Annotated in this window: 15 protein-coding genes and 1 tRNA gene; all 16 read left to right on the forward strand. The window is 56.6% G+C overall.

The window, feature by feature from the left end; translation table 11 throughout:
- Positions 1-123 precede the first annotated feature (123 nt).
- Positions 124-1,404, forward strand: coding sequence for an NAD(P)/FAD-dependent oxidoreductase (locus tag ACFOFO_RS20860; RefSeq protein ID WP_390325328.1), 1,281 nt, complete (start codon positions 124-126; stop codon positions 1,402-1,404).
- Positions 1,405-1,439: 35 nt separating this feature from the next.
- Positions 1,440-2,420, forward strand: a complete 981-nt coding sequence (locus tag ACFOFO_RS20865; protein WP_390325326.1) for an NAD(P)H-quinone oxidoreductase — start codon at positions 1,440-1,442, stop codon at positions 2,418-2,420.
- An 80-nt stretch (positions 2,421-2,500) separates the two neighbouring features.
- Positions 2,501-3,247 (forward strand): triose-phosphate isomerase, encoded by a 747-nt coding sequence (gene tpiA, locus ACFOFO_RS20870; protein ID WP_390325323.1) that lies wholly within the window; start codon positions 2,501-2,503, stop codon positions 3,245-3,247.
- Positions 3,248-3,323: 76 nt separating this feature from the next.
- Positions 3,324-3,758: a preprotein translocase subunit SecG gene (secG, locus tag ACFOFO_RS20875; protein WP_390325320.1), complete on the forward strand. Its 435-nt coding sequence runs from the start codon at positions 3,324-3,326 to the stop codon at positions 3,756-3,758.
- Positions 3,759-3,844: 86 nt separating this feature from the next.
- Positions 3,845-3,929: transfer RNA gene (locus ACFOFO_RS20880), tRNA-Leu, on the forward strand.
- Positions 3,930-4,047: 118 nt separating this feature from the next.
- On the forward strand, positions 4,048-4,407 hold the full coding sequence (locus ACFOFO_RS20885; RefSeq protein ID WP_390332709.1) for an NADH-quinone oxidoreductase subunit A: 360 nt from the start codon (positions 4,048-4,050) through the stop codon (positions 4,405-4,407).
- 3 nt (positions 4,408-4,410) lie between these two features.
- On the forward strand, positions 4,411-4,887 hold the full coding sequence (locus ACFOFO_RS20890; RefSeq protein WP_390325318.1) for a NuoB/complex I 20 kDa subunit family protein: 477 nt from the start codon (positions 4,411-4,413) through the stop codon (positions 4,885-4,887).
- 19 nt (positions 4,888-4,906) lie between these two features.
- Positions 4,907-5,503: an NADH-quinone oxidoreductase subunit C gene (locus tag ACFOFO_RS20895; RefSeq protein WP_390325316.1), complete on the forward strand. Its 597-nt coding sequence runs from the start codon at positions 4,907-4,909 to the stop codon at positions 5,501-5,503.
- Positions 5,503-6,756: an NADH-quinone oxidoreductase subunit D gene (locus ACFOFO_RS20900; RefSeq protein ID WP_390332710.1), complete on the forward strand. Its 1,254-nt coding sequence runs from the start codon at positions 5,503-5,505 to the stop codon at positions 6,754-6,756. The genes ACFOFO_RS20895 and ACFOFO_RS20900 overlap by 1 nt, the downstream gene beginning before the upstream one ends.
- Before the next feature lie 40 nt (positions 6,757-6,796).
- The gene (gene nuoE / locus ACFOFO_RS20905; RefSeq protein ID WP_390325314.1) at positions 6,797-7,282 is read left to right on the forward strand and encodes an NADH-quinone oxidoreductase subunit NuoE; all 486 of its coding nucleotides are present in this window, start codon (positions 6,797-6,799) and stop codon (positions 7,280-7,282) included.
- A complete protein-coding gene (gene nuoF, locus ACFOFO_RS20910) occupies positions 7,279-8,574 on the forward strand; it encodes an NADH-quinone oxidoreductase subunit NuoF (protein ID WP_390332713.1) in 1,296 nt (431 codons plus the stop codon). The genes nuoE and nuoF overlap by 4 nt, the downstream gene beginning before the upstream one ends.
- A gap of 23 nt (positions 8,575-8,597) precedes the next feature.
- The gene (gene nuoG / locus ACFOFO_RS20915; RefSeq protein ID WP_390332715.1) at positions 8,598-10,955 is read left to right on the forward strand and encodes an NADH-quinone oxidoreductase subunit NuoG; all 2,358 of its coding nucleotides are present in this window, start codon (positions 8,598-8,600) and stop codon (positions 10,953-10,955) included.
- On the forward strand, positions 10,955-12,028 hold the full coding sequence (gene nuoH / locus ACFOFO_RS20920) for an NADH-quinone oxidoreductase subunit NuoH (RefSeq protein WP_390332717.1): 1,074 nt from the start codon (positions 10,955-10,957) through the stop codon (positions 12,026-12,028). Before nuoG ends, nuoH begins: the two co-directional genes overlap by 1 nt.
- A 32-nt stretch (positions 12,029-12,060) precedes the next feature.
- Entirely contained in the window at positions 12,061-12,549 is a 489-nt protein-coding gene (gene nuoI / locus ACFOFO_RS20925; protein ID WP_390328134.1) for an NADH-quinone oxidoreductase subunit NuoI, read from the forward strand.
- A gap of 57 nt (positions 12,550-12,606) precedes the next feature.
- On the forward strand, positions 12,607-13,257 hold the full coding sequence (locus ACFOFO_RS20930) for an NADH-quinone oxidoreductase subunit J (protein ID WP_390332718.1): 651 nt from the start codon (positions 12,607-12,609) through the stop codon (positions 13,255-13,257).
- Positions 13,258-13,272: 15 nt separating this feature from the next.
- Positions 13,273-13,581, forward strand: a complete 309-nt coding sequence (nuoK, locus tag ACFOFO_RS20935) for an NADH-quinone oxidoreductase subunit NuoK (RefSeq protein ID WP_390325312.1) — start codon at positions 13,273-13,275, stop codon at positions 13,579-13,581.
- Positions 13,582-13,608 lie beyond the last annotated feature (27 nt).

A 13,608-nucleotide genomic window follows, 5' to 3' on the forward strand; every position in this document is an offset into this window, starting at 1 on the left:
ACATATACTCCCAATGAAATTGCTTAATGACGGAGGACGCGTCACGACCTTGCGCGCGGTCCGGCCCGGTCTTTTCCGGGCCACTGGATTACACTGAACGGTCCCAACGACATCAGGGTCACCATGACGCATATCATCATCCTCGGCTGCGGTTTCGGTGGCCTCTCGGCTGCACGTGAACTGGCATCGGCCGATGTCCGCATCACCTTGATCGATCGCAGCAATCACCATCTGTTTCAACCCCTGCTGTATCAGGTCGCGACCGCCGGTTTGTCGGCGCCGGCAATTGCGGCGCCGATCCGTCACATCCTTGCCCGGCAACACAATCTGACCACGTTGATGGCCGAAGTCACCGCGGTCGAACCGGCACGACGCGTCGTCGTGCTCGATGATGGCAGCGAACTGGCCTTCGACTACCTGATCGTCGCGACCGGCTCGCGACACAGTTATTTTGGCCACGATGAATGGGCCAACGTCGCGCCCGGTCTGAAGACGCTGGAAGATGCATTTGAGCTGCGCCGCCGCAGCTTGCTCGCGTTTGAATATGCGGAACGCGAGACCGACGAGAGCAGGCGTGCCGCGTGGTTGACGTTCGCAGTGATCGGGGCCGGCGCGACCGGCGTCGAGATGGCAGGCACGCTGGCGGAGATTGCGCGGCACACGCTGCATGGCGAGTTCCGCCGCATCGATTCACGGCATGCGCGCGTGGTACTGATCGAGGGTAGCGACCGGGTCCTGCCGCCTTTTCCTGCCGACCTGTCTGAGCAGGCGCGGCGGCAGCTGGTCAAGCTCGGGGTCGAGGTCCGCACCGGATGTCGCGTCACCGGCATCGACGCCGATGGCGTGACATTTTCCAGCGCCGGCGGCGAAGAAACGCTGGCATCGAAAACCGTGGTCTGGGCCGCAGGCGTCGAAGCGTCGCCGCTCGGTAAATCGCTCGGCGTCCCACTCGACCGCGCGGGCAGGGTCGTGGTGGCGCCCGATCTATCGATTCCGGAGCATGCCGAGATCTTCGTGATCGGCGATCTGGCCGCGGCGGTGTCCGACGGCAAGCCGGTACCCGGCGTGTCGCCGGCGGCCAAACAGATGGGCCGCACGGCGGCGCGCAATATCCTGCATCGGGTCAGGGGTGAGGCTACGGTTCCTTTCAAATATGCCGATTACGGTTCGCTGGCCACGATCGGACGCAAGTCGGCAGTGGCGATGCTGGGCAGGATCAAGTTCTCGGGTTATCCGGCCTGGCTGTTCTGGCTGTTCGTTCATATTTATTTTTTGATCGGCTTTCGCAGTCGTTTGATGGTGATGACGGATTGGGCCTGGTCCTACTTCACCTTCGCGCGCAATGCGCGCATCGTGGTCGGGCCGGATGATCGGACCGGGCCCAAAACCGATCCAAAGCAATAGGTCAATATTGATTATTTTCAAGAAGGAATTCCATCATGCGCGCAATTGAAATCACGCAGCCGGGCGCTCCGGAGGCCTTGCAAGTCCGTGAGCGTCCGATGCCGATACTGAAACCGGGCGAAATCCTGATCAAGGTCCACGCGGCCGGTGTCAACCGGCCCGATGTACTGCAGCGCACCGGGCATTACCCGGTGCCGCCCGGCGCATCGGATTTGCCGGGGCTCGAAGTGGCCGGCGAGATCGTTGACGGCGACCTCGCGGGCTCGGATTTCCAACAAGGCGACCTGGTGTGCGCGCTGGCGCAGGGCGGCGGTTATGCCGAGTATTGCGCTGTGCCGCTGGCCCAGTGCCTGCCGGTACCGAAGGGCTGGAGCGCGCTGGAGGCGGCTTCGCTGCCCGAGACTTTCTTCACGGTCTGGAGCAACGTGTTCGACCGTAACCATTTGTCTGCCGGCGAAACCCTGCTGGTGCAGGGCGGCAGTTCGGGTATCGGCGTAACGGCGATCCAGCTCGCGACCGCGCTCGGCCATCGGGTATTTGCCACCGCCGGCTCCGACGAAAAGTGCCGCGCCTGCGAAATGCTGGGCGCAGAGCGCGGCATCAATTACCGGACCGCAGATTTTGTTGAGGTGGTCAAGACCTTGACCGCCGGCCAAGGCGTCGATGTGATTCTGGACATGGTTGGCGGCGATTATGTTGCACGCGAGATCGATTGTCTGGCCGACGACGGCAGAATCGGCCTGATCGCCTTGCTGGGCGGTTCCAAGGCAAGCCTGGATCTGGGCCAGATTCTGCGGCGGCGGCTGACCATCAGCGGTTCCACGCTGCGGCCGCGCCCGGTCGCATTCAAGGCCGCGATCGTCGCCAAATTGCGCCAGCATGTATGGCCTTTGCTCGAATCCGGCAAAATCAGGCCGGTCATATTTCGGACCTTTCCGCTAGAGCAGGCCGCCCAGGCGCACGCGTTGATGGAGTCCAGCGCGCACGTCGGAAAAATCATGCTTCAGGTGATTTGAAAATGCCGTATTGGCGCTGTTGGTTTGACCAGCATTGCCGGGTCCGTTAGAATAGTCGGTTATTCGAATTTCGGGCCCATATGCGTCGCAAACTAATCGTCGGCAACTGGAAAATGAACGGCAACCGTGTTGCCAATGCCGCTCTGCTGGCAGCTATCCAATCCGGTCTGGACCAGGCCGCCTGTGATGTTGCGGTCTGCGTTCCGGCTCCTTACCTGGCGCAGTGCCAGGCGGCTTTGGCCGATGGTCCGATCGCGTGGGGCGCGCAGGATTTGTCGGCGCAGGAATCGGGTGCTTACACTGGCGAAGTGGCGGCCGCGATGCTGAGCGACTTTGCATGTGCTTTTGTCATCATCGGCCATTCCGAACGCCGTGCCTACCATGCTGAGAGCGACGAGTTGGTCGCGCAAAAGACACGGCGCGCGTTGAGCGCAGGATTGACGCCCATCGTCTGTGTCGGCGAAACGTTGGCAGAGCGCGAATCCGGTCAGACCAGTGCGATAGTCGGGCGCCAGGTCGATGCGGTGCTGGCTGCCATCGATGCATCGGATCTGGACAAATTGGTCATCGCCTATGAGCCGGTGTGGGCGATCGGCACCGGCAAGACTGCCACGCCGCAAATGGCGCAGGATGTGCACGCGCTGGTGCGTGCCAGACTGGCCGAGAAAAGTGTCGACGCAGCCGCCAAAGTGCGAATTTTATACGGTGGCAGCATGAAACCCGATAATGCGCGCCAACTGCTGGCGATGCCTGATATCGATGGCGGATTGATTGGTGGCGCGGCGTTGAAGGCAACAGATTTCCTGGCAATTATTCAGTCTGCATGAGGGACTGGACGCAGAGCAGAAGCCGAATCAGCACGGTATTGAAAAGTAGAATTAACCTCGGATTGGAATTGATTAAATGAATACATTTTTTACCGTTATTGTTGTGGTTCAGGTCCTGGCAGCATTGACCATCATTGGTCTCGTTCTATTGCAGCACGGCAAAGGCGCGGACATGGGGGCAGCGTTCGGCTCCGGTGCCTCCGGTAGTCTGTTCGGTGCAACCGGTTCTTCCAATTTCTTGTCCAAATCGACCGGCGTCGCGGCAGCAATCTTCTTCGCCGCGACCCTGGCATTGGCATTTGTTGGTAGCAAGCGTCCTGCCAGCACTGGCGGCGTGATGGAAAGCCTGCCAGCAGCATCGGCTGCCGCTGCGGCATCAGCCTCAGTGGCGCCCGCGTCCGTGCCGGCGGCGACCGCTGCAACATCGGCACCGGTTGCGCCATCTGCGCCAACCGTTGCGGCAGCAGCAGGCAAGGCGTCCGCCGGGCAGTCGAGCCAAATCCCAAAATAATTGCACCTTTATTCGGGTGATACCTTGTTTTAGTGCAATTGTGCATTGAGTAAAAGCGCTGAAACGAGGTAGAATATTGGTCTTATGCCGACGTGGTGAAATTGGTAGACACGCTATCTTGAGGGGGTAGTGGCGAAAGCTGTGCGAGTTCGAGTCTCGCCGTCGGCACCAAAAATAATAGAGCCAGCAAGGGGTACCAAGCTGGCTTTTTATCGAGAATGATTTTGAATTGATCGGTCAGTTTGAAGTCCATCATTCAATCGGTAGTTCAACACACTTGCGCGTAACCGTGAACCTCGAAAATTATTTCCCCATCCTTCTGTTCATCCTCGTTGGTATCGGCGTGGGTATCGTGCCTCAGGTGCTTGGTCGTGTGCTGGCACCGTTCAAGCCCGATGTCGCAAAACTATCGCCGTACGAGTGCGGTTTTGAGGCGTTCGAAGATGCGCGCATGAAGTTCGACGTGCGGTATTACCTCGTCGCCATCCTGTTTATTTTATTCGATCTGGAAACTGCGTTCTTCTTTCCGTGGGGCGTCGCGATGCGCGATCTCGGCTGGTACGGTTTCCTCGTGATGCTGAGTTTCATTGTCGAACTCGTCGTCGGATTCTGGTACATCTGGAAGAAAGGTGCCCTGGATTGGGAGTGAGCCATGTCAATTGAAGGTGTATTAAATCAAGGTTTTGTCACCACCAGCGCTGACAAGCTGATCAACTGGACTCGTACCGGCTCACTGTGGCCGATGACATTCGGTCTGGCTTGCTGTGCGGTGGAAATGATGCATGCCGGCGCATCGCGCTACGATATGGATCGTTTCGGCGTGGTGTTTCGCGCGTCGCCGCGCCAATCGGACGTGATGATCGTGGCTGGCACGCTATGCAACAAGATGGCGCCGGCGCTACGCAAGGTGTACGACCAGATGGCGGAGCCACGTTGGGTGATTTCGATGGGTTCCTGCGCCAATGGCGGAGGTTATTACCATTATTCGTATTCGGTAGTGCGCGGTTGTGATCGTATTGTGCCCGTCGATGTCTATGTGCCCGGCTGCCCGCCAACGGCAGAGGCGTTGTTGTACGGCATCATGCAATTGCAGAACAAGATCAAACGTACCAATACGATCGCACGCTGAAAAGGCCGCTTAGTAAAAAATGACGACCAAACTGGAAACTCTCGAAGCATCCTTGCGTGCTGTTCTAGGTGAACAGATTCAGGACTTGACGCTCGCCCTCGGTGAGCTCACTCTGCGAGTCAAACCTGAGGATTATCTGTCGGTCATGCGCGCGCTGCGCGACCATGCGGATTTGCGTTTTGAAGAGTTGATCGATCTTTGTGGCGTCGACTATTCAACCTATGGCGAAGGTGCGTGGGACGGTGCGCGTTTCGCTGTAGTATCCCACCTGCTGTCGATGACACATAACTGGCGTTTGCGCGTGCGCGTATTCGCGGTTGATGATGAGTTACCGGTGCTCGCTTCGCTGATCGATGTCTGGCCCAGCGCCAACTGGTACGAGCGTGAGGCGTTCGATTTCTTCGGCATCCTGTTCGAAGGCCACAATGACTTGCGTCGTATCCTGACCGACTACGGTTTCATCGGTCATCCATTCCGAAAAGATTTCCCGGTGTCCGGTTACGTCGAGATGCGCTACGACCCCGAGCAAAAACGCGTAATTTATCAACCCGTGACGATCGAGCCACGCGAAATCGTGCCACGCGTGATTCGCGAAGAACATTACGGGATCAAATAATGGCTGAAATCAAGAATTACACGCTCAACTTCGGTCCGCAACATCCGGCCGCGCATGGCGTGTTGCGCCTGGTGCTGGAGCTGGATGGCGAGGTGATTCAGCGCGCCGATCCGCATATCGGTCTGCTGCATCGCGCAACCGAGAAGCTGGCCGAAACAAAAACCTATCTGCAATCCGTCCCCTACATGGACCGCCTCGACTACGTGTCGATGATGTCCAATGAGCACGCGTACGTGATGGCGATCGAGAAGCTGCTCGGTCTCGAAGTGCCGCTGCGGGCGCAGTACATTCGTGTGATGTTCGATGAAATCACTCGTCTGCTGAACCATTTGTTGTGGTTGGGCGCGCACGCGCTGGACGTCGGCGCGATGGCCGTGTTCCTGTATGCGTTCCGGGAACGTGAAGACCTGATGGATTGTTATGAAGCAGTGTCGGGCGCGCGTCTGCATGCGGCGTACTATCGTCCGGGCGGCGTGTATCGCGATCTGCCGGATTCGATGCCGCAGTACAAGCCGTCGCCGCTGCGCAATGCAAAGGCGATCAAGCGATTGAACGAAAATCGCCAAGGTTCGCTGCTCGATTTCATCGAGGATTTCACCAATCGTTTCCCGACCTACGTCGATGAATATGAAACGCTGCTGACCGACAATCGGATCTGGAAGCAGCGCCTGGTCGGAATTGGTGTGGTATCGCCGGAGCGCGCCAAGGCAATGGGCTTTACCGGCCCGATGCTGCGCGGTTCCGGTGTCGAGTGGGATCTGCGCAAGAAGCAGCCATACGAAGTCTACGATCTAATGGATTTTGATATTCCGGTTGGTGTCAATGGCGACTGCTATGACCGTTATCTGGTGCGTGTCGAAGAGATGCGGCAGTCGAATCGCATCATCAAGCAATGCGTGGAATGGTTGCGTAACAATGCCGGTCCTGTGATGACTGATAATCACAAGGTCGCGCCGCCGAGCCGCGTCGACATGAAGTCGAACATGGAAGAATTGATTCATCACTTCAAGCTATTCACCGAAGGTTTCCATGTGCCGCCGGGCGAAGCCTATTCCGCAGTCGAGCATCCGAAGGGCGAGTTCGGTATTTACCTGGTGTCGGATGGCGCCAATAAACCGTACCGGATGAAGATTCGCGCGCCAGGTTTCGCGCATCTGCAAGCTTTGGACGAGATGGCGAAGGGCCACATGATTGCCGACGCGGTGACCATCATTGGTACGCAGGATATTGTGTTTGGCGAGATTGATAGATAAGTTGACCGCCCGATGCGCGTCCTTACTTGAGGCAAAACGAATGTTGTTATCAGAGCAAACATACAAGAAAATCGATCGCGAAGTCGCGAAATTCCCTGCGGATCATAAACAATCCGCGGTGATGGCCGCGCTCGCCATTGCGCAGGACGAAACCGGCTGGCTGGCGCCCGACGTGATGCAGGTCGTTGCCGATTATCTCGGCATGCCGGCAATTGCCGTGCAGGAAGTGGCCACGTTCTACAATATGTACAACCTCAAACCGGTCGGCAAGTTCAAGATCTCGGTTTGCACCAACCTTCCATGCGCTTTGTCCGGCGGTGAGAAGGCAGCTGAATACCTCAAGCACAAACTCGGCGTCAACTACAAGGAAACCACTGCAGATGGGCAATTCACTGTGCTGGAAGGCGAGTGCATGGGTGCCTGCGGCGATGCTCCAGTAATGCTGGTCAACAACAAGCGCATGTGCAGCTGGATGTCGAATGAAAAGATCGACGAGCTGGTGTCCGAGCTGGGAGCGTCGAAATGACCAGTCTGCACAATCGCCATATCAATCCGCTGATTCTTGCGAATCTCGACGGGCAGAACTGGCATCTGGCCGACTACGTCAAGCGCGGCGGTTATGAAGCGCTGAAGCGCATTCTGAACGAGAAAATCACGCCGGAACAGGTCATCGCCGAATTGAAAACGTCGTCGCTGCGTGGACGCGGCGGCGCAGGGTTTCCGACCGGTTTGAAGTGGAGCTTCATGCCGCGCCAGTTCCCGGGGCAGAAATACCTGGTCTGCAATACCGATGAAGGCGAACCTGGTACCTTCAAGGATCGCGACATCATTCGCTACAACCCGCATGCACTGATTGAAGGCATGGCAATTGGCGCGTATGCGATGGGCATCACGGTCGGTTACAACTACATTCACGGTGAAATCTGGGCCGATTACGATCGCTTTGAAGAAGCGATTGACGAGGCGCGTGCCGCCGGCATGTTGGGCGACCGGATCCTCGGCACCGACTTCAGTTTTCAGCTGCACGCATTCCATGGCTACGGCGCCTACATCTGCGGCGAAGAGACTGCCCTGTTGGAGTCACTGGAAGGCAAAAAGGGTCAGCCGCGCTTCAAACCACCGTTCCCGGCCAGCTTTGGCCTGTATGGCAAGCCAACCACAATCAACAACACCGAGACTTTTGCCGCGGTACCATTCGTGCTGAACATGGGGGGCGAGAAGTACGCGGCGCTGGGCAAGCCGAACAACGGCGGCACCAAGATTTTTTCGATGTCGGGCGACGTTGCCAAGCCAGGCAATTATGAAGTGCCGCTCGGTACCCCATTCGCGACCCTGTTGGAATTGGCGGGCGGTATGCGCGACGGCAAGAAGATCAAAGCGGTCATCCCGGGCGGTTCGTCGATGCCGGTGCTGACTGGCGACGTGATGATGGCGACCGACATGGATTATGACTCGATCGCCAAAGCCGGTTCGATGCTCGGTTCCGGCGCCGTGATCGTGATGGATGAGACGCGCTGCATGGTGAAGTCATTGCTGCGTCTGTCCTATTTCTATTTTGAAGAATCCTGCGGTCAATGCACGCCCTGCCGCGAAGGTACCGGCTGGTTGTATCGTATGGTGCATCGGATCGAGCATGGCCAAGGCCGTGCGGATGACCTCGATATGCTCAATTCGATCGCCGACAATATCCAGGGCCGTACGATTTGTGCGTTGGGCGACGCCGCGGCGATGCCGGTGCGCGCCTTCATCAAGAATTTCCGCGATGAATTTGAATATCACATTGAGCACAAGCATTGCTTGGTGCCCGCTTACGTTTAAGCCAGGTCAGGTCAAGAGAAACCATGGTTGAAATCGAAATAGACGGTAAAAAAGTCGAAGTGCCGGCCGGCAGTATGGTGATGGACGCCGCCAACAAGCTTGGCACCTACATCCCGCATTTTTGCTATCACAAAAAATTGTCGATCGCGGCCAATTGCCGCATGTGTCTGGTCGAGGTTGAAAAAGCACCGAAGCCATTGCCCGCCTGCGCCACCCCGGTCAGCGCCGGGATGATCGTGCGCTCCAATAGTGACAAGGCTGTGCAGGCGCAAAAGGGGGTGATGGAGTTTTTGCTGATCAATCACCCGCTGGATTGTCCAATTTGCGATCAGGGCGGCGAATGCCAGCTGCAGGACCTGGCGGTCGGCTACGGCAAGTCGGCGTCACGCTATGAAGAAGAAAAGCGCGTGGTGTTCCAGAAGGATGCCGGGCCGCTGATTTCGATGCAGGAAATGACGCGCTGCATCCATTGCACCCGTTGCGTGCGTTTTGGCCAGGAAATTGCCGGTGTGATGGAGCTGGGCATGCTGGGACGTGGCGAGCATGCTGAAATTACCTCGTTTGTCGGCAAGACGGTCGACTCCGAGCTGTCCGGCAATATGATCGATCTGTGTCCGGTCGGTGCGCTTACCTCCAAACCGTTCCGCTATAGTGCACGGACCTGGGAATTGTCACGCCGCAAATCCGTGAGCCCGCATGATGGCTTGGGAGCGAACCTGATCGTTCAGGTAAAAAACAACAAAGTGATGCGTGTGCTGCCGTTCGAAAATGAAGCGATCAATGAATGCTGGCTGTCCGATAAAGATCGTTTTTCTTATGAAGGCCTCAACAGCGAGCAGCGGCTGACTCAGCCGATGATCAAGCAGGGTGGCCAATGGCGCGAGACTGACTGGCAAACTGCGCTGGAATATGTCGCTCACGGTTTAAAAAACATCAAGCACGAGTACGGTGCCGATGCGATTGCTGCACTGGCGACGCCCCATTCGACGCTGGAAGAACTCTCGTTGCTGCAAAAGCTGGTAAGAGGTCTGGGTTCGCAGAATGTCGATTTCCGCCTGCGTCAATCGGACTTTGCCCTGGACGGCAATGTCACACCGTGGCTGGGCATGTCGATTGCCGAATTCGGCCAACTGAAGCGTGCCTTCGTGATTGGTTCATTCTTGCGCAAGGATCACCCATTGCTCGCGGCGCGCATGCGCCAGGCAGTGAAAATGGGCGCGAAACTCAACATCCTGCATGGCTCCGACGACGATCTGCTGATGCCAGTCGCCAACAAGATGATCAAGGCGCCTTCGGCTTGGCTCGCTGCACTAAACGAAGTGGTCGCGGCAGTGGCGAAGGCCAAAGGGATTGCAATCCCGGCTGGCCTGGAAAATATCGAACCATCGACTGACGCGGTGCAAACTGCCGCCAGTCTGATGGGGGACGAACCGAAAGCTGTCCTTCTCGGCAACGCTGCAGCCCAACATCCGCAAGCTTCACTGTTGCATGCTGCGGCACAATGGATTGCCGAGAACACCGGCGCGAAAATCGGCTATCTGACCGAGGCAGCAAATACGGTCGGCGGCTACCTCGCGAATGCGACCCCGGGCGCCGGCGGCAATGCGCAGCAAGTGTTCGCACAGGCGCGCAAGGCGTATCTGCTGTTCAACGCGGAACCTGAACTGGACTGCGCCAATCCGCAGCTTGCACGTGCGGCGCTCGATCAGGCCGAGATGGTGGTTGCGTTTTCCGCCTACCAGCATGGCATCGACTACGCTGATGTGCTGCTGCCGATTGCGCCATTCACCGAAACTTCAGGCACCTTCGTCAGCTGCGAAGGTCGGGTCCAAAGTTTCAACGGCACCGTCAAACCTTTAGGAGAAACCCGTCCGGGCTGGAAGGTATTGCGGGTGCTGGCCAACGTATTGAGTCTCGCAGGATTCGATTACGAAACCTCGGAAGCCATTCGTGATGAAGTCATCGGCGCGCAACACGCGGCAGACGGCGATGTGACAGCGCGCCTGAATAATATCGCGCCGCACTTGCCGCAGTTTGCCGGTGTATCGGCGCCCGCAGGCCAAGGTCTGGAGCGACTTGCCGATGTGCCGATCTACTTTTCCGATGCCACGGTGCGCCGCGCTGCTTCATTGCAAAAAACGGCGGATGCGAAACCGCCGAAGGCATGGATGTCAGCCAGTTTGTTGCAGCAATTGGGTGTCGCGACAGGTGACAAGGTGACAGTCAGACAGGGTACCGGCACAACCGTCGTAAACGCCGGACTCGACAATAGTCTGCCGGCGACTGTGGTGAAGCTCGCCGCTGCTCATGCGTCGACCGCAGCACTGGGGGCGATGTTCGGCCCGATCTCGGTAGAGAAATTTGCTGGGGAGCGTGCCTGATGGATCAGCTATTGTTGGGCATTCAGACTACTGGTCAGCACTGGTTTGGTTTTGTATGGCCGCTCGTCTGGAATCTGGTCAAAATCGTTTGCATGGTGCTCCCGATCATGGGTTGCGTCGCCTACTTGACCTTGTGGGAACGCAAGATGATCGGCTGGATGCACGTTCGTATCGGCCCCAATCGCGTCGGTCCCGCCGGCTTGCTGCAACCGATTGCCGATGCACTGAAGCTGCTGCTCAAGGAAATCATTATTCCGGCGAAGGCAAACAAGGTCCTGTTTGTGATTGCGCCGATTATGACCATCATGCCTGCACTGGCAGCGTGGGCAGTAATACCTTTCGGCCCTGAGACTGTGCTGGCCAACGTCAATGCCGGCTTGCTGTTCGTGATGGCGATCACCTCGATGGAGGTGTATGGCGTGATCATCGCCGGTTGGGCTTCCAATTCGAAATACGCATTCATTGGTGCGATGCGCGCCTCGGCACAAATGGTGTCGTATGAAATCGCGATGGGCTTCGTCCTCGTGATCGTACTGATGGTATCCGGCAGTCTGAACTTCACCGACATCGTGATGGCACAGTCAAAAGGGTATTTTTATAGCAAAGGCATTAATTTCCTGTCGTGGAACTGGTTGCCATTGCTGCCGATGTTTGTTGTGTATGTGATCTCCGGTATCGCTGAAACTAACCGTCATCCGTTTGACGTGGTTGAAGGGGAATCGGAAATTGTGGCGGGTCACATGGTGGAATATTCCGGGATGTCGTTCGCCATGTTCTTCCTGGCCGAATACGCGAACATGATCCTGATTTCGGCATTGGCTTCGCTGATGTTCCTGGGCGGCTGGGCGGCACCGATCGATTCAATCGTGTTCACCTGGGTGCCAGGATGGATCTGGCTGGGACTGAAAACATTTGTAGTGGTATCGATGTTTATTTGGGCGCGCGCTTCATTCCCACGCTATCGCTACGACCAGATCATGCGTTTGGGCTGGAAAGTGTTCATTCCGCTGACGCTCGGATACCTGGTCATCGTGGCTGCCTGGATGCAGACATCATGGAATATTTGGAAGTAATGAAAGCAGGCTGATAGCAGATGGAAGCCAAGATGGAAGCAATTAAGGATTTTTTTGGCAGTTTGATGCTGCGGGAACTGATCAAAGGCCTGGCATTGACTGGCCGGTACATGTTCGCCCGTAAAATCACGGTCCAATATCCGGAGGAAAAAACGCCGCAATCGCCACGTTTTCGCGGCTTGCACGCGTTACGTCGTTATCCGAACGGGGAAGAGCGCTGCATCGCCTGCAAGTTATGTGAAGCCGTTTGCCCAGCGATGGCGATCACCATCGAATCGGAGCAACGAGATGACGGTACGCGTCGCACGACACGTTACGACATTGATCTGACCAAATGTATTTTCTGCGGCTTCTGTGAAGAATCGTGTCCGGTGGATTCGATCGTCGAGACCCACATCCTTGAATATCATGGCGAAAAGCGTGGTGACTTGTACTACACCAAGGAAATGTTGCTCGCTGTTGGCGATCGCTATGAAAAAGAAATCGCAGAGGCTCGCGCTGCGGATGCCGCATATCGTTGATTAAGTCTCTTTGGGCCCGAAATCGGGTCTGTATATTGCTGCCTTTTTTGGTCTCCTATGGAATTTAAAACTGCGTTGTTCTATGTGTTCTCGACGATTCTGGTTCTCGCCGCAACACGTGTCATCACCGCTCGCAATCCGGTGCATGCTGCACTGTTCCTCGTTCTGTCGTTTTTCTCGGCGGCGGCAGTCTGGATGTTGTTGAAAGCCGAGTTTCTGGCGATTATCCTGGTGCTGGTTTACGTAGGCGCCGTCATGGTGTTGTTCCTGTTTGTCGTGATGATGCTGGACATAAATATCGACAAGATGCGGGAAGGTTTTTGGGGCTATTTCCCTCTCGCTGCGACCGTAGGGGCGGTGATCGTACTGGAGATGGCCGCTGTGCTGTTGCGCGGCTTCTGGATGCCGGACACGCAAGCGGTAATTTCGACCGCCAATATCGGCGGCACCAAGGAGCTCGGCAAATTGATCTACACGCAGTATGTATATGCGTTTGAAATCGCTGGGGTCGTGCTGCTGGTGGCGATCGTCGCCGCGGTCGCATTGACATTGCGTCGGCGCAAGGATAGCAAGTATTTTTCCCCTGCCGATGCCGTAAAAGTCAAGCGTAGTGACCGTGTACGCATAGTGAGCATGAAGGCCGAATCGGAGCGTGCCCGGGGTATTTCTGGTAACGGACAAGCGGCACCTGTCCCGCCTGCTGAATAAAAAAGAAAGAACACTGTGACGTTATCACTCGCACACTACCTGATTCTCGGCGCGATACTGTTCGCGATTTCGATCGTCGGAATTTTTTTGAACCGTAAGAACATTATCGTTTTGCTGATGGCAATCGAATTGATGCTATTGGCGGTCAATATGAATTTCATTGCGTTCTCGCACTATCTCGGCGACGCCGCGGGCCAGGTATTCGTCTTCTTCATTCTGACCGTGGCGGCCGCTGAATCGGCGATCGGCCTGGCAATCCTGGTGGTTCTGTTCCGTAATCTGGATACCATCAATGTAGAAGATCTGGATAGCCTCAAGGGCTAGTCAGCAAGCGTACTCACAAAACAAACA

Source organism: Pseudundibacterium arcticum, assembly GCF_042646465.1.
Lineage (GTDB): Bacteria > Pseudomonadota > Gammaproteobacteria > Burkholderiales > Burkholderiaceae_D > Undibacterium_A > Undibacterium_A arcticum.